This is a genomic window from Hydrotalea sp. AMD (genome assembly GCF_004100315.1).
Lineage (GTDB): Bacteria > Bacteroidota > Bacteroidia > Chitinophagales > Chitinophagaceae > Hydrotalea > Hydrotalea flava.
Window position 1 is genome coordinate 13,469 of the sequence record NZ_SCKY01000014.1, and the last position, 20,535, is coordinate 34,003.

A 20,535-nucleotide genomic window follows, 5' to 3' on the forward strand; every position below is an offset into this window, starting at 1 on the left:
TTAAAAAACAACTTTTACAAATTGTATGAAACACACTGTTCATCAATATTTCATTATTTATAAACCATTTCAGGTATTATCGCAGTTTACAGCAACGGATGATAAAAAATGTTTGAAAGATTTTTTTTCGGTTCCTGATAATGTATACCCTGTTGGTCGTTTAGATTTTGATAGTGAAGGCTTATTGCTGCTCACCAACGATAGCAGCATCAATAAGAAATTATTAGATCCTGCATTTGCGCATGAACGTGAATATTGGGTACAAGTAGATGGCGCTATTACACCTGACGCAATCTTTCAATTACAAAATAGTGTAAATATTCAGGTAGATGGCAAGCAATATCGAACTTTACCCTGCAAAGCTGAGCTGCTTGTAACTGCACCACAGGTGCCCGATCGTTTTCCACCCATACGATTTCGAAAAAATATTCCGGCACCCTGGATTAAAATAATTTTGAAAGAAGGCAAAAACAGACAGGTGCGTAAAATGACGGCTGCTGTTGGATTTCCTACCCTACGGCTCATTCGCCACAGAATTGGACATTTAACATTGGGTGGCTTATTGCCGGGAGAAATGCGAATATTACATGATACAGAGATATCGAGGTTTTTTTGCGGCAGATAAATTAAGGAGCAGACGAACTGTTTAAATGTATCCATAAACAATGGTTTGTATTGGTGCCTGCTACCAACACTCATTTTTTGTGAATAGCATTTGTAAAGATTTATTTCCTTTGAAACACGATTTCATTGAAACAAGTGCTGGTTGAATAAAAAGTAATGCAACGCTGCGAATGGCATAGCTGCTTTGCACTTATCTTTGCAGCCATTAATTTTCTAAGTTATGAGTGTACAACTGAGTGAACAAGAGCTAATTCGCAGAGAAAAATTAGCAAAATTAAAAGCAGCAGGCATAGAACCTTATCCTGCAGCCTTATACCCCGTTACACATTATTCATCTGATATTAAAGTCAACTTCAGTGAGGAAAATAAAGATAATTTTCAAAACGTTTGTGTGGCCGGCCGAATCATGAGCATCAACGATAAAGGAAAAGTTTTCTTTATAAAAATTCAGGATAGCAAAGGTATTTTTCAGTTGTATGTAAAGCGCGATGATATTTGCCCCGGTGAAGACAAAAGCTTTTGGGATGATGTAATTAAACATGGTTTAGACCTTGGTGATATTATTGGTGCAACCGGTTTTGTGTTCATAACAAAAACCGGTGAAACCTCATTACATACACAAACCATTACACTGCTTACTAAATCATTAAAACCACTTCCGGTTGTAAAGCGCGATGATGAAGGGAATGTGTATGATGAAGTAACCGATCCGGAATTCAGGTACCGCCAGCGGTATGTTGATTTAATCATTAATCCTTCTGTAAAAGAAAATTTTGTGCAGCGTACGCAACTCATCAATACCATCCGCACATTTTTAAATGAAAAGGGTGCATTGGAAGTAGATACGCCGGTATTACAGCCTATTCCCGGTGGTGCAGCTGCAAAGCCCTTCATTACCCATCACAATGCATTGGATATTCCATTGTATTTAAGAATTGCAAACGAATTATATTTAAAAAGATTAATTGTTGGCGGATTCGATTGGGTGTATGAGTTTAGCCGAAACTTCAGAAATGAAGGGATGGACAGAACACACAATCCTGAGTTTACAGTATTGGAATGGTATACTGCTTATAAAGATTATTTCTGGATGATGGAAATAACCGAACAACTCGTGGAAAAAATTGCATTGGCTTTGCATGGTACCACTGAAGTGCAGGTGGGTGAAACAATCATTAATTTCAAAGCGCCTTATAAACGCATCAGTATTTTTGAAGCCATTCAGGAAAATACAGGTATTGATATTAGCCAAATGGATGAAGCCGGCCTGCGTGCAGTTTGTCAGCAACTGCATATTGATGTTCCAGGCAATATTGGAAAAGGAAAATTAATTGATGAAATTTTTGGTGCTACCAGCGAACACAAATACATACAACCTGCTTTTATTATTGATTATCCGGTTGAAATGAGCCCGCTTACCAAAAAGCATCGCAGTAAAGCCGGTTTGGTTGAACGTTTTGAATTGATGGTGAACGGAAAAGAAATTGCCAATGCTTACAGTGAATTAAACGATCCGATCGATCAGCGGGAACGCTTTGAAGAGCAACTGCAATTAATGCAACGCGGCGATGAAGAAGCCATGTATATTGATTATGATTTTTTACGTGCATTAGAATATGGTATGCCTCCTACTTCGGGTATAGGAATTGGTATTGACAGGTTGTGTATGTTAATGACCAACCAGCCTTCTATACAAGATGTTTTATTATTCCCCCAAATGCGGCCAGAAAAATTATAAAAATTAAATAGCCATTAATTTATAACCACTAACACCTCTTTTCGAGGTGTTTTTTTTGTGCCACTTGCAAATATGAAAAATGATTTTTACCTTAAAGCCTAAATCAAAACTCCTAACTATGAACAAAAACATGGTTTCTCGTATTTCCAGTATTGTATTTGCATTGGTAATAGCCGTATTTGGCATTAATCATTTTAGAATGGGTGATGCAATGGCAGGGTATGTTCCCGGTTACTTGCCTGTTGCAGTTTTTTGGGTATATCTGGTAGGTACAGCTTTAATTCTGGCAGCTATTGCTATTATTATTAACAAACAAACCCGTTTAGCCTGCTATTTATTAGGGCTTATGCTGTTTTTGTTTGTAATATTATTGCATTTGCCCGGAATGATGCATGCCACTGACCCTCAAATGAAAGCTATGTCAATGACCATGCTATTAAAAGATTTAGGATTGGCTGCCGGTGCTTTCTATATCGGTTCACACAATCAATAAAAGGCAATTGGCGGTTATAAATTTTTCCCGGCAATTAACCACTGCCGGGATTTTTTATGTGCAGTTCTATCATAATCTTTCGCTAAATCAATAAATTCGCAATAATATCAATGTTCTCCATCTATTTTTGCTAAAAATATTATTCATTGAGTTTAACCATACATACAGAAGCATTAGTAAAAAGTTACAAGGGCAGAACCGTTGTAAGCAAGGTAAGCGTAAATGTAAAACAAGGCGAAATTGTTGGGTTGTTAGGTCCCAACGGCGCCGGTAAAACCACAACGTTTTACATGGTAGTGGGCTTAATTAAGCCCGATGAAGGACGTGTTTTTTTAGATACTGCCGATATTACAAAATTACCTATGTATAAAAGGGCACAAATGGGTATTGGTTACCTGCCGCAAGAAGCCAGTGTATTTAGAAAATTAACCGTACAAGATAATATAATGGCTGTTTTGGAAATGACGAATCTTTCTAAAAAACAGCGTCATGAAAAATTAGAACAGTTGCTCAATGAATTTAATTTACATCATGTAAGACACAATAATGGCGATAGTTTAAGCGGAGGTGAAAGAAGACGTACGGAAATAGCACGTGCACTGGCTGTTGATCCTAAATTCATATTATTAGATGAGCCCTTTGCAGGGGTTGATCCCATTGCTGTAGAAGATATTCAAACAGTAGTAGCCAAATTAAAGTATAAAAATATCGGCATCCTCATTACCGATCACAATGTAAACGAAACCCTGTCTATTTGCGACCGGGCCTATTTGCTGATTGAAGGGAAGATATTTAAACATGGCACAGCCGAACAATTGGCGCAGGATGAAAAGGTACGCCGTTTATACCTCGGTACTAACTTTGAACTGCGCAGAAAAGACTGGATTATTGAAATGGAGAGAGATAATGCCATGAAACAAACCACTGAAGGTTTTACAGAAGCGATAGAAGAATAATCTTTTTACTGTAAAATTGTTTACTTAAATTGCTGCAACCCCTATTTGAATGAAACTGCTTAGTCCTGCCATATCAAGATTTGCACGGTTGCGAAACTGGCGTATTGAACAGTGGATGCAAAATCCCATTGCTACCCAGCGCGATGTGTTGCAAGATTTGGTTACCCACGGGCAGTTTACGGAGTTTGGCCGAAAATATGGTATGAATAATTTATTCACCATTAAAGAATTTAAACAACGGATACCCATTAACGAATATGAAGATTTAAAGCCTTACATTGAAAGACTGATGCAGGGTGAGCAAAACTTATTATGGAATACACCGGTTTATTGGTTTGCCAAAAGTAGCGGCACTACCAGCGATAAAAGTAAATTTATTCCCATTACAGAAGAAAGTTTACAGGATTGCCATTACCAGTCTGCGAAAGATGTGCTTAGCCTTTATTATAAATTTAATCCGGAAAGCGACTTACTAACGGGGAAGGGATTGGTGATTGGTGGAAGTCATCAAATCAGTCCTATTAATGATGAGGCTCAATATGGCGATTTAAGTGCCGTATTGTTACAAAACACGCCAATGTGGGCTTCGTGGATACGCACCCCCGAATTATCCATTGCATTAATGGATGAGTGGGAAAGTAAAATTGAATATTTGGCACAAACCACTATTCAGGAAAATGTAACTTCTATTTCCGGAGTGCCTACCTGGACTTTATTGCTGATTAAACGTATTCTTGAAATTACCGGAAAAAATACTTTGAGTGAGGTTTGGCCGAATTTAGAATTATATTTGCATGGTGGCGTTTCCTTTGTTCCTTATCAGGAACAATTTAAAAAGCTGATTGGGAAAAATATATTTTATTTAGATTTATATAATGCCAGTGAAGGTTTTTTTGCTGCACAAAACGATGCACAGGAAGAAGGCATGTTACTGTTTTTAGATTATGGTATTTTTTATGAATTTATGCCTGTTGAGGAATATGGAAAAGAAACACCCATTACTATTGGATTGAAGCAGGTAGAAATAGGAAAAAACTATGCACCGGTTATTTCAACCAATGGCGGTTTATGGCGCTATCTCACCGGCGATACTATTCAGTTTACATCAATATTCCCTTTTAAAATAAAAGTAAGTGGGCGGTTAAAACATTTTATCAATGCCTTTGGTGAAGAATTAATTGTAGATAATACTGATAAAGCCGTAGCCATTGCTGCCCAAAAAACAAATAGCATTATAAGTGAATATACTGCAGCCCCTGTATATTTTAACGATGAACAAAACGGTGCACATGAATGGCTGATAGAATTTGAAAGGCCGCCCCAAAATATGGAACATTTTGCATTTGAATTGGATTGCGCTTTAAAATCTTTAAATAGTGATTACGAGGCCAAACGCCAGAAAGATATTGCCTTACGGAAGCCCATTGTACATGCTGTTCAAAAAAATATTTTTAATGGATGGTTGCGGAACAAAGGCAAATTAGGCGGCCAACATAAAGTGCCTCGCTTGTCGAACAACAGAATATATGTGGATGAATTATTACAACTTATGCGGGAAGAGTTTAAACAATAATATTATTTTTATCCCACAAAAACAGTATTCGAAAGAATGAATGCAATGCAAACACATTCATCACACTCATTATCAAAACATAAAACAAGTGTATCTTTTATGAAATTGTTAGAAGGAAAAACAACCGTAATTACCGGCGCAGCCAGAGGCATAGGAGCCGCAATTGCTTTAAAATTAGCCGAACAGGGAAGTTATATTGCTTTTACCTATGTTAGTGATAGCAGCGCAGATAAAGCAGCCGAACTGGTAAAACAAATAGAAGCAATGGGTGTAAAAGCTAAAGCTTATCAAACCAATGCAGCCAGTTATAGTGATTCTGAATTGTTCATTAATGAAGTACTAAAAGAATTTGGAACCATTGATGTTTGTGTAAATAATGCCGGCATATCAAAAGATAATTTGTTATTGCGTATGAGTCCGGATCAATGGAATGATGTAATCAATACCAACTTAAATAGTGTGTATAATGTTACCAAACAGGTAATTAGACCCATGATGAAAGCCAAAGCCGGCAGCATTATCAACATGAGTTCTATTATTGGCATTCGTGGCAATGCCGGACAAAGTAGTTATGCTGCCAGTAAAGCGGGTATCATTGGTTTTACAAAATCAATTGCTGCTGAGTTAGGTAGTCGTAATATTCGTTGCAATGCCATTGCACCCGGATTTGTTGAAACCGATATGACTGCTTATTTGAAAGAGGGCGATGCAGGTAATACATTCCTCAGTAAAATACCGTTGGGCCGTTTTGGTAAACCAGAAGAAATAGCCAACACAACCCTTTTTTTAGCGAGTGATTTAAGCAGTTATATCACCGGTCAGGTGTTGAGTGTATGCGGCGGATTGAATATTTAATTCAATAAAATTTGCTACCCTATGTAATTTTATGATTTAAGCAACATATTCTTTTTTAAATTTTGTTATTTTCGCTGCGATGCTAAAACCACTTATCGCTGCTTTTTTATTAATAACTATTTCCCTGCAAATCATTCCGATTAAGCAGGTGGGTGCGCTTTTATTCAATAATTCCATTACCGAAGAGTTGGCACATGGCCAAGGTCTTGAAAAAGATACCATCAAAAAATTCAATTTTTTGTATAATTTGCTTTATAACACTAATCAGCATTTCAATATCCTTTCCTTTAACGCATTGGATGTTTACATTCAACGCTCCGAGAAACTTCCCATTCAATTCAGTCCCGATATTTTAGTGCCTCCCCCCAACAAGGCCTAATGCAATCACAATCCGGATTGCAAGTATGCTCCACATTTTACCAATGATCATGCGTTTAATTCAATTATAATAATTATTAGGCATGCTTATCAATAAATACAGCATAGTTCTGTGTATGCAATACCGGAAGCCTGCATTTCTTTTTATTCTATTAAATTGTAATTAAACATATTCATGAAAAATTATTTCCGTTCTGCCGGAAAAGATATTCCGGCCTCTATTGTAGTGGTATTGGTAGCATTGCCCTTATGTTTGGGAATTGCTTTGGGATCAGGTGCACCATTGTTTTCAGGTATCATTGCTGGAATTGTAGGAGGTATTGTGATTGGATTATTAAGTGGTTCACATTTAAGTGTTAGTGGACCTGCTGCCGGCCTAACCGTTATTGTTGCAACGGCTATTGCCAAATTACAAGTGTATGAAGCATTCTTACTGGCTGTTGTAATAGCAGGAATATTGCAGGTGGTGTTGGGTTTTATAAAAGCGGGCATTCTGGGCGATTATGTACCCAATGCAGTGATAAAAGGCATGTTGGCTGCCATTGGCATTTTACTAATTTTAAAGCAAATGCCACATTTAGCAGGTTATAATTCCGATTTTATTGGTGATGAATCGTTTAAAGAAGCAAATTCGCAAAATACATTTACCGCTTTCGAAAACTTTGCTTCAAAAATAAATGAAGGTGCATTATTGATAGGGGTAGTTGCTTTATTAATTTTAATTGTTTGGGATGGTTGGATTGTAAAAAAAATTAAAAAAGTACAATTGATTCCCGGGGCATTACTGGCTGTAATTGCAGGCACATTCATGAATGAATACTTTAAAACAAGTATACCTTTTATAGCGCTGCAATCAAACCATTTGGTAACCCTGCCTGTAGCAAAAGATGTTATCAGTTTTCTCTCTTTCTTTACCTTTCCTGATTGGTCGTTCATTACCAACAAAGAAGTATGGATTGCTGCCGTAACCATTGCCATTGTTGCTTCATTAGAAACGCTGTTAAGTATAGAGGCTATTGATAATTTAGATCCTTTAAAACGGGCAACACCTACCAACCGTGAATTAAAAGCACAAGGGGTGGGTAATTTAATCTCCGGTTTAATAGGTGGTATACCTGTTACTTCAGTTATTGTAAGAAGTTCTGCTAACGTATATGCAGGTGCAAAAACTAAACTTTCTGCAATTCTACATGGGTTACTGTTATTGTTGTTTGTATTATTTATTCCTGAAATCATTAATCATATACCGCTAAGCGCATTGGCTGCTATCTTAATTTTTACCGGATATAAATTGGCTAAAGTTTCTTTGTTTAAAGAGTTTTACAAAAAAGGATTAGACCAGTTCATTCCTTTTGTAGTTACCATTCTTGCTATTTTATTAACCGATTTGTTAATTGGAATATTAATTGGGTGCGGAGTGGCATTGTTCTTTTTAATTAGAAGTAATTTTCATTCTGCTGTTTTGGTGGTGAATGATACCAATAACTATTTAATCAGATTACGGAAAGATGTATCATTTTTAAATAAGCCTATTATCAAACAAAAATTAGAGGAAATTCCTGAAAATTCTTTTGTACTGATTGATATTACCAGGGCTGATTTTATTGATAAAGATGTGATAGAAGAAATTAATCATTACATGCAACATGCACATCTGAAAAATATTAAGGTAGAAGTTAAGAAAAGCCGGAACAAAAGCATGCACCAATTATTTTCACAACCAAATGAATTAAAATATGAATTCAATTGATAAATTATTTTTAGAAAATAAAGCATGGGCCAATGAACGCAGGAAAGATGATCCTTCATATTTTAAACGCCTTAGCAAAATTCAAAGACCCGAATTTTTATGGATTGGTTGCAGCGATAGCCGGGTGCCCGCCAATGAAATAACCGGTACCGATCCTGGTGAAATTTTTGTACACAGGAATATTGCCAATATGGTGGTACATACCGATTTAAATTTGTTGAGTGTATTGGGGTATGCTGTGCATCATTTAAAAGTGCAGCATGTAATTGTATGTGGTCATTATGGTTGTGGTGGTGTAAAAGCTGCTGTTACACAACATAATTTTGGCATCATCAACAAATGGCTGCGCAATATAAAAGATGTAAAAAGGCTGCATCAATCTGAAATTGAACAATTACCAACCGAAGAACAACAACTAAACAGATTAGTTGAATTGAATGTAGAAGAGCAGGTGATTAATTTAGCCAAAACTTCTATCATTCAAAAGGCATGGCAGTATCATCATCGTCCAAGCTTGCATGGTTGGGTATACAATTTGGAAGACGGGTTATTAAAAAAAATAAAAGAAATACAACCAAACGATGTAATCGATGACTTATACTGTTACGATAATTTGTAAAACTGTTTTCTAATAATTTGTAAAACTGTTTTCTAAATGCCTATCAATACCTTTATGGTACTAATTTATTCACTCAAATTAATCATTTTATGAAAGTTTACGAGCAATTATTAAAAAACAATGAAGAATGGGCCAAGAAAAGAGTAAGTGATGATCCTGAATTTTTTTCAAGATTAGCACACTTACAAACCCCACAATTTTTATGGATTGGTTGCAGCGATAGCCGTGTGCCTGCCGATATGATTACCGGTACACAGCCGGGCGAAATTTTTGTGCATCGGAATATTGCCAATATGGTGGTGTATACCGATGTTAATTTGTTAAGCGTTTTAGAATATGCCGTGAATCAGTTAAAAGTTCAGCACATTATAGTTTGTGGGCATTATGGCTGTGGTGGTGTTAAAGCGGCCATGACCAAACATAGCCTGGGCATTATCAACAAATGGCTGCGTAATATTAAAGATGTATATCGTTTTCATAGGGAAGAGTTAGATGCCATAGCAGATGAAGAAGCCCGAGCAGACCGGTTAACTGAACTGAATGTTCGTGAACAGGTAATGAATCTGGCCAAAACATCAATTATTCAAAAAGCCTGGAAATATGAAAATAAACCACATTTACATGGCTGGGTGTATGGGTTAAAAGATGGCATTATACATCCTGTTTTTGAAATGACTTCCCGCACACATATTGATCCGTTGTATGAATATGATGACTTATAATAACAAATTAAAAATAATATGACAAAAACTGCAAATATTTCAATTATTGGTGCAGCAAAAAAATTTTTTGAAATTTTAAAGTTCGATAGAAGAGATATTTCTGCTATTTATTTCTTTGCCATTTTAGGCGGGTTAATTTCACTTTCGCTACCACTCGGAATTCAATACATCATCAGTTTTGTACAGGCAAATACCATCTCAATATCAATTGTGGTGCTTATTTCAATTGTATTGATAAGTGTATTTATCAATGGTTTATTACAGATACGGCAGATGGAAATAATAGAAAAAATTGAGCAAAAAATTTTTGTAAGATATGCATTAGAATTTGCTGACCGTATTCCTAAATTGGATGTTGAAAAATTAGACCACTACCACCTGCCGGAACTTGTGAATCGTTTCTTTGATACTACTGCTTTAATCAAGAGTATTGAAAAAATTTTATTAGATATACCGGCAGCAATCATTCAAATATTTTTTGGTTTGGTTTTATTGTCCTTCTATCATCCTGTTTTTATTGCATTCGGTGCTTTACTGGTAATAGTACTTTCTGTTATCATTAAATTTACTTCACCCCAAGGTTTTGAAACCAGTTTAATTGCAAGTGATTATAAGTATAATATTGCCGCCTGGTTTCAGGAAATGGCTGCAGAAATTAAAACGTTTAAATATGCAAAGAAAACAAACATTCATATTAAGAAAGCCGATGAAGATGTAAATGGATACCTCATCGCAAGAACAAACCATTTTCGCATTTTAGTAATGCAGTATTGGAGTTTTATATCATTTAAAATTATCATTATTGCCACAATGCTGATTGTTGGGTCAATATTATTGGTGAACCAGCAAATTAACATTGGGCAGTTTATCGCCTCAGATATTGTTATCATTCTCATTATCAACTCCATCGAGAAATTAATTCAGTCGCTGGATAAAGTGTATGATACCCTTACTTCAGTTGAAAAATTAAGTAAGGTGGTTCACGCACCCATTGAAAATGAAGGCAGCATGCTATTGCCAAATAATAATGTTGGCGTGCAAATAACACTGAATCAGGTAAATTTTACCTATCCTGATGGTAAAATAGCCTTAAATGATATTCATGTAAATATACCTGCAGGCAGTTTGGTGCAATTGTGTGGTGCTTCCGGTTCAGGAAAATCATCATTTCTGCGTTTATTAACCGGGGCATTTAATCATTATACCGGCAATATTTTAATTGACGGAATGCCCATCAATAATTTTCAATTGGCCGATTTACGTGCCAAAACTGGTATTTTATTTGGCAGGCAGGACGTTTTTAAAGGTACATTACTCGAAAATATTACAATGGGGAATGAGGCGATTGCTGTGCAGGATGTTTTAAAATTGGCTGAACAAATCAATTTTCTTTCTTACATTAATGAACTGCCAATGGGACTGTATACACCGATTGATCCTGTTGGTAAACGATTGTCGCAAAAAATAAAAAAAGAAATTTTATTAATGCGTGCCCTGATTGGCGATGCACGTTTAATATTACTGGAAGATCCTTGTGCACACAAATCTGAACAACAAATGTTAGCCTTGCTTGAATTTTTAAGAAAGAAAAAAAGCAATGCTACCATTATTATAACAACCGAAACACCCGTGGTAAAACATTTGTTTGATATGTTCATTCAATTAGATAATGGTAAAATAATTTTTATTGAGGAAAAATGAATACAGAAAAATCAACTTATTTAAATATTGAAATTGAATCGGCAACAACAAATCATTCGTTGCAATCATTTCATTCTATCTATAAAATACACAAAAGAAAATACATCAAAAAATGGATTATTGGCTTAATTGTTTTTTGTGTAATTGTACTTTTTTTACCCTGGACACAAAATATTAGAACCAAAGGAAAAATTACTACTTTACGTCAGGAAGCTCGTCCGCAACAGCTCAATACCATTCTGCCCGGTAAAATTGTAAAATGGTATGTAAAAGAAGGTGATATGGTAAAACAAGGCGATACCATATTACAATTGGGAGAAGTAAAGGTAGATTATTTTGATCCACAATTATTAAACCGCACACAACAACAAATTACTGCAAAAAAACAAAGTATTCAGGCTTATCTTGAAAAAGCTGCAACTGCCGATAAACAGGCTGCTGCATTAAAAAAAGGGTTGCAATTAAAATTAGCATCTTTCGATAATAAAATTGCGCAGCAACAATTAAAAATAGTGAGCGATAGTATGGATGTTTTAGCAGCTGTGAATGACGTAAATATTTATAAGCGACAAATTGAAGCTGCCAGGCTAATGCTGGATAGTGGCGTAATTTCATTAACAGATTTTGAAAAACGAAAAGCGAACTATCAAAATGCTATTGCAAAAAAAACAAGTGCCGAAAATAAATTTTTACAAAACAAACAGGAACTGTTGAATCTTAAAATTGAAAAAAACAGTGCCATTCAGGATTATACCGATAAAATTTCAAAAGCCGAAGGTGATAAGTTTGCTGCCCTTTCGCAAGTTGCTTCAACCAATGCCGAAGTAAGTAAATTAGAAAATATTTATACAAATTATGATATCCGAAATCAACTCTATTATATTACCGCACCTCAGTCTGGCCAAATAACAAAAGCTAAAAAAGCCGGGTTAGATGAAATTGTTAAGGAGGGGGATATGATCGTTGAAATTGTACCCGATTTCAGCAATTATGCTGTTGAAATGTATGTATCACCCACCGATATTCCGCTCATTTCTAAAGGGCAAGAAGTGGCTATTATTTTTGATGGATTTCCTGCCATTGTTTTTAGCGGATGGCCACAATCTACATATGGCACTTTTACAGGTAGGGTTTCAGCTATCGAAAATAATATCAATACATCAGGAAATTACAGAGTGTTAATAGCACCGGATACTACCAAAAAACCATGGCCCAAACAATTAAAATTAGGTGGTGGTGCTAAATGTATTGCGCTGTTAAAAAATGTACCGGTTTATTATGAATTATGGCGAACCATTAATGGCTTTCCACCAGAGTACTATTCAGCAGAAAATAATTTTGAAAAAATATCAAAAAAATAAACTAATTTTTGAATATGTAAATAGAAGTCATTTGATATGAAAGTATTTTTTATTGGTATATTATTGTTTTGCATCAACAGCTTTGCTTCAGCCCAAACTGAATCAGAGATTGTGTTTTCATTCAATGAGTATATACAAGGAGTGAAAAAAAATCATCCGGTTGCACGTTCTGCAAATCTGTCTGTTGAAAGTGCTCAGGAAGGAATTGTAGCCGCGAAGGGTGAATTTGATCCGAGCATTAGTTATACAAACAATCAAAAAACTTTTAACGGAACCAATTATTTCTATTATAACAATGCTGAACTAAAAATACCCATACCAATTGGTATGGATATTAAAGCCGGAGTAGAGGATAATGGAGGCAACTACATTACAAGAGAAGTAACAATAGGTAAAACAAGTTATATTGGTGCAGAAGTAGCAGTATTAAAAGGATTATTAATTGATAAAAGAAGAGCCGCTATTCAACAGGCTAAAATTTTAAACAGCCAGTCAGTTCAGGAAAGAAATGCAATGGTCAACGATTTACTGCTTGATGCAGCATTGCGCTACTGGCAGTGGTATGGTGCCTATGCACAAAAAAAATTGTATGAAAGATTTTTGGACGTTGCTAAAAACAGGTTACATTTAATAGTGATTGCTTACCAACAAGGTGATAAAGCTTTAGCAGATACTATTGAAGCGAATGCACAGGTTTTAAACTATCAGTTATTGCTGGGTGAATCAATCATTAAATTCAATAAAGCAAGTTTTGAATTAACCGATTTTTTATGGGATGAAAACGCAATGCCTTATTTTTTGCCCGGTCATTTTATTCCTGATACCACAGCACTGCAGGATTATATTGTTCCATTGTCATTGGATGATTTGATGAATCAGGCAGTACCTAATCATCCGGAAATAAAACAATATGAGTTTAAGCTAGATGCATTGGAGGTTGAGCGGAAATTAAAATGGCAAAGTTTTCTGCCTGCACTAAATCTAAAAGCAAACTTGCTTAATAAAGGGTACAATGCTTTATATAATGTTGCTGATGCAGCTTTTCTTGAAAATAACTACAAGTTCGGCATTGATTTTAAAGTGCCTTTGTTTTTACGAACAGCCCGTGGTGAGTACAGGAAAACACAAATTAAAATTCAACAAACCAATTTAAGTTTGGCTTCAAAAAAATGGCAGATTCAAAACAAAATAAATTCTTACTATGTTCAAAATCAATTGTACGCAGCACAATTTCAGCAAGTTGCAGCTCTGATTAATAGTTTTGAAATTTTATTTAGAAATGAGTTGTTGAAATTTAATAATGGCGAAAGTTCCCTGTTTTTAATCAATAGCCGTGAATCCAAATTATTAGAAACAAGGCAAAAAATGATTGATTTACAAACAAAATTGGTTGTATCAAAATTTCAAACCGAGTGGGCTGCGGGTTTACTTTTTTAAACTATTTCCGCTTATTTTTAAATTGCTCAATAAACTTTTTGGTATAGTCGCTCAGCACCAATTTACCGCTAACGGATGCACGTTTGTGTAAAAGGTCATCCCAGTGTTCTGTTCCCTGCCAAAATACATGTTTCAGTTCTTTAATGGCAGTGATGCTGCTTTGCGATAAAAAGTTAGCCAGACGATGAATGCTTTCATCCATTCCTGAAATTTCAGCATGCAGCTCGGCATATAAGCCTTTTTGTTTAGCCCATTCTGCCGGTCGCCAGTTGGCTGCATCAATGGCTAACTGCGAAAAAGCAGATAATCCTATTTTTCTTTCTACTGCCGGTCCTACAACAAATGGCCCAATGCCTACTGCCAACTCGCTTAATTTAACATCAGCACCTGTTGTTGCAATCGCATAATCGGCTGTAGCTGCTAATCCTACGCCACCACCTACACATTTTCCCTGTATACGTGCAATAATGAGTTGTGGTGCTTTACGCATGGCATTAATAACATGGGCAAAACCACTAAAAAATTGCTCTCCGGCTGCTTCAGTTTGAATGGCTGCCAATTCCTCAAAAGAAGCGCCGGCACAAAAAGTTTTTTCGCCGGCAGAACGCAGTATAATCACTTTTATATCTGCATTAATGCCTTCATTGTGTATGGCTTCTGCTAATTCATGCAAAATTTTTCCGGGTAATGAGTTACTTTGTGGATGATAAAATTCAATGGTGCTAATACCATGACTTCTGTGCACTGATACATATCCATGATCGTTATCCATATAAAATTATTTTATTGTTTTTGTTTTTTTACCATCGTTAAAATGGTGGCTATACCTACCAATTCATTCGTATCATCTATCATTTCTACCAGCCATTTTACAATGCCCCTTGCAATATCAGTTGGTTCTTTTCTTTCCTGACTAATTTTTTCTTTACAGGTAAATTTAACATGCATTGACGTGCCCGGATATACCGGCTTGGTAAATCGCAACTCATCAATGCCATAATTCAACAATACCGGATTTTTTTCATAACTGTCTACAAACAAACCTGCAGAAAGGCTTAATAACAAATACCCATGTGCTACCTGTTGAGTGAACATGGTGCCTTCAAAATTGGTATTTCTTAAATGAGCATAAAAATGATCGCCCGATAAATCGGCAAATGCATCAATCAAATCGTGGGAAATGGTTACAGAGGGGGTAATCATTTGCTCACCAATCCTTAGTTCTTCAAAATATTTTTTGAAAGGATGAACGGTTGCAGCTATACCATTTGCACCTTGTTGGTATTGTTGTAAAACAGCAGTGAGCATATCTGGCGAACCCTGAATGGCTACGCGTTGCATATAATGTTGCAGGCCTCTTAATCCGCCCATTTCCTCACCTCCTCCTGCACGTCCGGGGCCACCATGTACAAGCAGTGGCAATGGCGAACCATGTCCGGTATTTTCTTTGCCACATTGCTGGTTTAAAATCAATATTCTGCCATGATGAGTACCTGCTCCCAATACATAATTTCGGGCAGTTTCTGCAGATGCGGTAACAATGGTAGATACCAATGATCCCTTTCCTAATTTAGTAATGTGAATTGCTTCCTCTAAATTGTGATAGGGCATTAAAGTTGAAACAGGCCCAAACGCTTCAATAGCATGTACTTCGGGTGAATGCAGTGGGTTATTGTTTCGCAATAGTAACGGACTCATAAAGGCGCCTGCAGTAGCATCTGCATCCATTACCTCAACAGTATCTAAATTGCCATACACCAATTCACTGCTTTGTAATAATAATTGTACCTGATGAAGCACTTCTGCTTTTTGAGTTTTGCCTGCCAGGCTACCCATTCTTACTTTTTCATGCAATGGATTGCCAATGATTGTTTGCGACAGTGCTTTGCTGATATCTTGTTGCACTGCTTCAATTTTATTTTCCGGAACCAAAATGCGGCGAACACCTGTACAACGTTGTCCGCATTTTAAAGTCATTTCCTTTCTAACTTCCTTAATAAATAAATCCCACTCGGGCATTCCGGGTGCAACATCGTTACCCAAAACAATGGCATTCAATGAATCCGCCTCCATTGTATATGATACGTTGTTTTGCACAATAGCAGGAGTGGTTTTTAGTTTTAATCCGGTATATGCACTGCCGGTAAATGTAATGGTGTCTTGTGCATTCACTAAATCCAACAAATTCCCTGTACTGCCACAAAGCAGTTGTAATGCACCTTCAGGGAATATGCCTGATGCAACAATTTGTTTAACCACAGCCTGGGTTAAATAACATCCAACGGTAGCAGGTTTTACAATAGCGGGCACACCTGCTAAAAAATTTACTGCAATTTTTTCTAACATGCCCCATACGGGGAAATTATAGGCATTAATATGAATGGCAACTCCTTCTTTCGGTAACAATAAATGGTGCCCCATAAATGTATGGGCTTTGCCCAGCATGTGCGCCTCTCCTTCGGGCCAGTAGGGCAAATCGGGGAGTTTTCTTCTCAGCGATGCATATGAAAATAAATTACCGATTCCACCCTCAATATCTACCCAGCTATCTGCTTTGGTTGCACCGGTTTTGTAACTGAGGGTATACAATTCGGGCAAGTACTGTTGTAAATGCAGTGCTAAGGCTTTTAATAGTAATCCACGTTCCTGAAAAGTCATTTTCCGTAAAGCGGTATTTCCTTTTGTTCTGGCATACTCCATAATTGTAGCCATATCAAACCCTTCTGTACTGGCCGCTGCAATGTATTCGCCGTTTACTGCATTGTACAAAGACTGCCCTTCGCCGCTGCCGGCAATCCATTTTCCTAAGATATAACTTTCTAATATCATTTCTTTTGTTAAGATTATTGCTGCAATAATGCGCTTCAAAAATAAGGAAAGCAGTATTTAAATACTAATGATTGTTAGTTTAAATTGAGGTTGCATAAATAAAAAACCCGCTTCAAGGTTTGTATACTCAAGCGGGTTAGCAGTTGGTTTTGGTAGTATCTTTCTGCTATTAAGACAAGCGTTTGTTAATTTCGCTGCATAAACTGTTAAAAATTTCTTCAACAGTACCTTCGCCTTTTACATCTACTACCTTATTAAATTTTGCGTAATATGCTTTTACGGCTGCTGTTTTAGCATTGTATTCTTCAATTCTGGCCCTGATAATAGCCTCATTGGTATCATCACTACGACCACTGGTTAAGCCTCTGTTCAATAAGCGTTTCACCAATTCTTCTTCACTTACTTCCAGCGCCAGCACTACATTTATCTGGGTATGCTTTAATTTTAAAAGTGCATCCAATGCTTCACATTGTGTTTTGGTTCTGGGAAAACCATCAAACAAAAATCCTTTGGCATCAGGATGATGCTCCAACGCAGAACTAATCATACCAACTACTACTTCATCGGGAACCAATTGCCCTTTGTCCATTAGGCTTTTGGCTTCCAAGCCCAAAGGAGTTTGCGCTGCAATTTCGCTGCGTAATAAATCGCCGGTACTTAAATGTTTCAGGTGATATTTAGCTACTAATTTTTCACTTTGTGTTCCTTTTCCGCTTCCGGGAGGGCCAAACAGAATAATATTAAACATAGCCACACGCTCTTTAAATGAGGAACAAATATAAGCCTTGCGCTTTACATTTCCTTTAACAAATGAACAAACTACTGCGCTACCTGTTAATTATTTGGCTTTAACATTTGCCTCCAAACCATTTTCTGTCTATTTGCGTAGTTTTATTGTCTGCATATAGCATGCTGAAATTTTTTATAAAGCGCTTTGCAATGCATTCATAGAATCTCATACAATCATTGCTGGCAAGCAAATGGTTAAAACGAAAATCATGAAATTAAATTTATTTTCAATAACACTATTTTTGCTAATGAATAGTTGTTATAGTCAACCCCAAACAAAAACAACAGTTATGGAAAACAATTCCAAAAACGAATTTTCAAAAACCGGTGCAGATGCCGGTGCTGCCATTGTAAAAACCGATGCGGAGTGGAAAGAATTGCTTTCACCCGAAGTGTATTATGTGGCAAGAGAAAAAGGCACCGAACGTCCATTTACCAGTAAGTTTGAAACTTTTAAAGAAGTGGGTACCTATTATTGCGCTGTTTGTGGTAATGCATTATTTAAAAGCGATACAAAATTTGACAGTGGATGTGGTTGGCCAAGTTTTTATGAACCCATTAGTAAAAATTCAGTAATTTATTTACCGGATAACAGTTATGGCATGAAAAGAACTGAGGTGGAATGCGGTCGCTGTAAATCGCATTTAGGCCATGTGTTTGAAGATGGTCCGCCACCAACAGGGTTGCGTTATTGTATTAATGGCGTGGTTTTAGATTTTAAAAAGGCACAGGAAGCAGAAAAAAAATACAACGAGAATCATTAATAGTACATATGTATCATTCAATAGCGGCTCTTTAAAAGCGGTCGTTTTTTTTATGGCCACTCCGCCCGATTACTGTAATTTTGCTAACAGTTGTAAGTTTTAATCAATAAAAATTTGGAAATGGTAAAAGTAAGTAAGTTGGCTGAGAGCCTGATTGGTAGTGAAATTGTAAAGTTGGGCAATGCTATTACAGAACGCATTAAGAAAGGAGAAAAAATTTATAATTACACCATTGGCGATTTTGATTCTTCCGTATTTCCTATTCCTACCGAGTTGGAGCAATATATTATAGAAGCCTATCAAAAAAAGTTTACCAATTATCCGCCTGCAGATGGTATTGCTTTGTTACGTAAAGCTGTTTCGGCATTTTTGGCGCAAAGAGAGGGGTTGGTTTATGCTGAAAATGAAATACAAATTGCATCAGGTGGCAGGCCGTTAATTTATACCTTGTTTGAAACATTGGTAGATGCAGGCGATAAAGTAATTTATGGGGTACCATCCTGGAATAATAATCACTACGTTCATTTAACACAAGGGCAACATTGTACCATTGAGTGTACTGCGGAAAATAATTTTATGCCTACAGCCGAAGCCATTGCACCACACATCAAGGGGGCTACGTTACTTTGTTTGTGTACACCACAAAATCCTACCGGAACTACACTATCCAAAACATCTTTAGAGCAGATATGTGATATGGTACTGGAAGAAAATAACAACAGGCCGCCCGATGCAAAAAAATTATATGTGATGTTTGATCAAATGTATTGGACACTTACCTATGGTGATATTCAACATTATAATCCGGTTACCTTAAGGCCAGCAATGCGGGAATACACCATCTTTATTGATGGTATTTCTAAAGCTTTTGCAGCAACGGGTGTACGGGTAGGATGGGCAGTTGGTCCTGCTGCTATCATTGCCAAAATGAAGGCAATTTTAAGCCATCTTGGTGCATGGGCGCCAATGGCAGAACAGCATGCAGTTGCAAAATATTTGGGACAAACAGAAGCAATTGATCGGTATTTGAACAGCTATAAACAAGCACTTGAGTTTAGATTGAACAGTATTTACCAGGGTATTAAAGCATTGCAAAAAAAAGGATATTCTGTTGATGCCATTGCACCGCAGGCTGCTATTTATTTAACTGTTCAAATGAATTTAACCGGTAAAAAAACAAAGGAAGGCCAACTGCTTGAAAACCAGGATGCGGTTACAGGTTATATTCTATCTGAAGCTAAAATAGCCATTGTTCCTTTTTATGCTTTTGGCGCCGGCCGCAATAGCAATTGGTACAGATTGAGTGTAGGTACCTGCCGGGAAGAAGATATTGTTCCTATGCTGAATGGATTGGAAAAAGCTTTGGCTGCATTACAATAACTGAAATAAAACGTATAAAAAAGAGGAAATTTCAAAAGTAAAATGAAGCGTTTGAGAATGGCTTAAATGAAAACTTTCTCCACCACACCCCCTTACCGAATAAAAAGAGGCTGCCTCGGACTTTTGAGACAGCCTCTCTTTTTAAAATTATTTTTGGATCAATAGGACGTGGAACAGGTGATGGAGGTGGCAATTAGTTTTTATTGCAGATAAAAACAAAAGGTTTGTATAACCGGTCTTTAATAGCTTGTTGCATTAAATGTTGCGAACGGATTATTTTCGATCGGTTCACATCAATTAATTCATTGGCAATACAAAAATTACGGAAACTTTCTGTTCGGTGCAGTAATAGATTTAATTGCGCAACTTCATTGGCAAAATCATCGGGTCCAATTAACTCGCTTTTAGAAAGTACTAAAAGATCTCTGCTGCTATTTTTCATATATATTTAATTCATTTGGGGATAAATGAAATTTTTTATACAGGTTTATAAACAGGGCACATACAATGTTTCTTATAATTAGATTTACTCAAAATTCCGCAGGAAACTAATCCCATCATCATTA

19 protein-coding genes are annotated in these 20,535 nt (G+C 36.5%); 15 read left to right on the top strand and 4 right to left on the bottom strand.

The window, feature by feature from the left end:
* Window positions 1-25: 25 nt before the first annotated feature.
* The 13 genes from EO766_RS11195 (at window position 26) to EO766_RS11255 (ending at window position 14,207) form a co-directional block, all read left to right on the top strand.
* Entirely contained in the window at window positions 26-625 is a 600-nt protein-coding gene (locus EO766_RS11195) for a pseudouridine synthase (protein WP_074420762.1), read from the top strand.
* Between the two features lie 219 nt (window positions 626-844).
* Complete coding sequence (lysS, locus tag EO766_RS11200; protein WP_074420761.1) at window positions 845-2,362, top strand: lysine--tRNA ligase; 1,518 nt, start codon at window positions 845-847, stop codon at window positions 2,360-2,362.
* Between the two features lie 118 nt (window positions 2,363-2,480).
* Entirely contained in the window at window positions 2,481-2,855 is a 375-nt protein-coding gene (locus EO766_RS11205; protein ID WP_218330961.1) for a DoxX-related protein, read from the top strand.
* Window positions 2,856-3,001: 146 nt separating this feature from the next.
* Entirely contained in the window at window positions 3,002-3,811 is an 810-nt protein-coding gene (lptB, locus tag EO766_RS11210) for an LPS export ABC transporter ATP-binding protein (RefSeq protein WP_074420760.1), read from the top strand.
* Between the two features lie 49 nt (window positions 3,812-3,860).
* Window positions 3,861-5,384, top strand: coding sequence for a GH3 auxin-responsive promoter family protein (locus tag EO766_RS11215; protein ID WP_074420759.1), 1,524 nt, complete (start codon window positions 3,861-3,863; stop codon window positions 5,382-5,384).
* A 99-nt stretch (window positions 5,385-5,483) separates the two neighbouring features.
* Entirely contained in the window at window positions 5,484-6,239 is a 756-nt protein-coding gene (fabG, locus tag EO766_RS11220) for a 3-oxoacyl-[acyl-carrier-protein] reductase (protein WP_074417844.1), read from the top strand.
* Window positions 6,240-6,318: 79 nt separating this feature from the next.
* Window positions 6,319-6,618 (top strand): hypothetical protein, encoded by a 300-nt coding sequence (locus EO766_RS11225; RefSeq protein ID WP_074417841.1) that lies wholly within the window; start codon window positions 6,319-6,321, stop codon window positions 6,616-6,618.
* A 174-nt stretch (window positions 6,619-6,792) separates the two neighbouring features.
* Window positions 6,793-8,367 carry a SulP family inorganic anion transporter gene (locus EO766_RS11230; protein ID WP_074417840.1) on the top strand — a complete coding sequence of 525 codons (1,575 nt, stop codon included), beginning with the start codon at window positions 6,793-6,795 and terminating at the stop codon, window positions 8,365-8,367.
* Window positions 8,354-8,986 carry a carbonate dehydratase gene (can, locus tag EO766_RS11235; RefSeq protein ID WP_074417839.1) on the top strand — a complete coding sequence of 211 codons (633 nt, stop codon included), beginning with the start codon at window positions 8,354-8,356 and terminating at the stop codon, window positions 8,984-8,986. The genes EO766_RS11230 and can (EO766_RS11235) overlap by 14 nt, the downstream gene beginning before the upstream one ends.
* 89 nt (window positions 8,987-9,075) lie before the next feature.
* A complete protein-coding gene (can, locus tag EO766_RS11240) occupies window positions 9,076-9,708 on the top strand; it encodes a carbonate dehydratase (RefSeq protein WP_074417838.1) in 633 nt (210 codons plus the stop codon).
* A gap of 18 nt (window positions 9,709-9,726) precedes the next feature.
* Window positions 9,727-11,409, top strand: a complete 1,683-nt coding sequence (locus EO766_RS11245) for a peptidase domain-containing ABC transporter (protein WP_074420758.1) — start codon at window positions 9,727-9,729, stop codon at window positions 11,407-11,409.
* Entirely contained in the window at window positions 11,406-12,770 is a 1,365-nt protein-coding gene (locus EO766_RS11250) for an HlyD family secretion protein (protein ID WP_074420757.1), read from the top strand. Before EO766_RS11245 ends, EO766_RS11250 begins: the two co-directional genes overlap by 4 nt.
* Before the next feature lie 36 nt (window positions 12,771-12,806).
* Window positions 12,807-14,207 (top strand): TolC family protein, encoded by a 1,401-nt coding sequence (locus tag EO766_RS11255; protein WP_074420756.1) that lies wholly within the window; start codon window positions 12,807-12,809, stop codon window positions 14,205-14,207.
* Window position 14,208: 1 nt separating this feature from the next.
* Here the strand turns inward: EO766_RS11255 and EO766_RS11260 are convergent, their stop codons facing one another.
* The 3 genes from EO766_RS11260 to EO766_RS11270 all read right to left on the bottom strand — a co-directional run bounded on the left by EO766_RS11260 (window position 14,209) and on the right by EO766_RS11270 (window position 17,784).
* The gene (locus EO766_RS11260) at window positions 14,209-14,979 is read right to left on the bottom strand and encodes an enoyl-CoA hydratase/isomerase family protein (protein WP_074420755.1); all 771 of its coding nucleotides are present in this window, start codon (window positions 14,977-14,979) and stop codon (window positions 14,209-14,211) included.
* A gap of 11 nt (window positions 14,980-14,990) precedes the next feature.
* Entirely contained in the window at window positions 14,991-17,036 is a 2,046-nt protein-coding gene (paaZ, locus tag EO766_RS11265) for a phenylacetic acid degradation bifunctional protein PaaZ (protein WP_074420754.1), read from the bottom strand.
* Window positions 17,037-17,205: 169 nt separating this feature from the next.
* Window positions 17,206-17,784 carry an adenylate kinase gene (locus EO766_RS11270; RefSeq protein WP_074417832.1) on the bottom strand — a complete coding sequence of 193 codons (579 nt, stop codon included), beginning with the start codon at window positions 17,782-17,784 and terminating at the stop codon, window positions 17,206-17,208.
* A 331-nt stretch (window positions 17,785-18,115) separates the two neighbouring features.
* On the opposite strand from EO766_RS11270, the gene msrB reads away from it, so the two are divergent.
* Both msrB and EO766_RS11280 read left to right on the top strand, forming a co-directional pair.
* Entirely contained in the window at window positions 18,116-18,589 is a 474-nt protein-coding gene (gene msrB, locus EO766_RS11275) for a peptide-methionine (R)-S-oxide reductase MsrB (protein WP_228733164.1), read from the top strand.
* Between the two features lie 120 nt (window positions 18,590-18,709).
* Complete coding sequence (locus EO766_RS11280) at window positions 18,710-19,969, top strand: pyridoxal phosphate-dependent aminotransferase (RefSeq protein ID WP_074420752.1); 1,260 nt, start codon at window positions 18,710-18,712, stop codon at window positions 19,967-19,969.
* Between the two features lie 193 nt (window positions 19,970-20,162).
* On the opposite strand, the gene EO766_RS11285 is transcribed toward EO766_RS11280, so the two are convergent.
* Window positions 20,163-20,411 (bottom strand): hypothetical protein, encoded by a 249-nt coding sequence (locus EO766_RS11285; protein ID WP_068242312.1) that lies wholly within the window; start codon window positions 20,409-20,411, stop codon window positions 20,163-20,165.
* Window positions 20,412-20,535: the final 124 nt, after the last annotated feature.

Excerpts from the sequence above, each read along its gene's own strand:
- EO766_RS11205 (WP_218330961.1), top strand. The coding sequence starts at position 2,481 with ATGAACAAAAACATGGTTTCTCGTATTTCCAGTATTGTATTTGCATTG.
- EO766_RS11255 (WP_074420756.1), top strand. The coding sequence starts at position 12,807 with ATGAAAGTATTTTTTATTGGTATATTATTGTTTTGCATCAACAGCTTT.
- EO766_RS11270 (WP_074417832.1), bottom strand. The coding sequence starts at position 17,784 with ATGTTTAATATTATTCTGTTTGGCCCTCCCGGAAGCGGAAAAGGAACA.
- EO766_RS11230 (WP_074417840.1), top strand. The coding sequence starts at position 6,793 with ATGAAAAATTATTTCCGTTCTGCCGGAAAAGATATTCCGGCCTCTATT.
- EO766_RS11245 (WP_074420758.1), top strand. The coding sequence starts at position 9,727 with ATGACAAAAACTGCAAATATTTCAATTATTGGTGCAGCAAAAAAATTT.
- EO766_RS11280 (WP_074420752.1), top strand. The coding sequence starts at position 18,710 with ATGGTAAAAGTAAGTAAGTTGGCTGAGAGCCTGATTGGTAGTGAAATT.
- EO766_RS11195 (WP_074420762.1), top strand. The coding sequence starts at position 26 with ATGAAACACACTGTTCATCAATATTTCATTATTTATAAACCATTTCAG.
- lysS (WP_074420761.1), top strand. The coding sequence starts at position 845 with ATGAGTGTACAACTGAGTGAACAAGAGCTAATTCGCAGAGAAAAATTA.
- msrB (WP_228733164.1), top strand. The coding sequence starts at position 18,116 with ATGGAAAACAATTCCAAAAACGAATTTTCAAAAACCGGTGCAGATGCC.
- EO766_RS11250 (WP_074420757.1), top strand. The coding sequence starts at position 11,406 with ATGAATACAGAAAAATCAACTTATTTAAATATTGAAATTGAATCGGCA.
- paaZ (WP_074420754.1), bottom strand. The coding sequence starts at position 17,036 with ATGATATTAGAAAGTTATATCTTAGGAAAATGGATTGCCGGCAGCGGC.
- EO766_RS11215 (WP_074420759.1), top strand. The coding sequence starts at position 3,861 with ATGAAACTGCTTAGTCCTGCCATATCAAGATTTGCACGGTTGCGAAAC.
- EO766_RS11285 (WP_068242312.1), bottom strand. The coding sequence starts at position 20,411 with ATGAAAAATAGCAGCAGAGATCTTTTAGTACTTTCTAAAAGCGAGTTA.
- EO766_RS11260 (WP_074420755.1), bottom strand. The coding sequence starts at position 14,979 with ATGGATAACGATCATGGATATGTATCAGTGCACAGAAGTCATGGTATT.
- can (WP_074417839.1), top strand. The coding sequence starts at position 8,354 with ATGAATTCAATTGATAAATTATTTTTAGAAAATAAAGCATGGGCCAAT.
- fabG (WP_074417844.1), top strand. The coding sequence starts at position 5,484 with ATGAAATTGTTAGAAGGAAAAACAACCGTAATTACCGGCGCAGCCAGA.
- can (WP_074417838.1), top strand. The coding sequence starts at position 9,076 with ATGAAAGTTTACGAGCAATTATTAAAAAACAATGAAGAATGGGCCAAG.
- EO766_RS11225 (WP_074417841.1), top strand. The coding sequence starts at position 6,319 with ATGCTAAAACCACTTATCGCTGCTTTTTTATTAATAACTATTTCCCTG.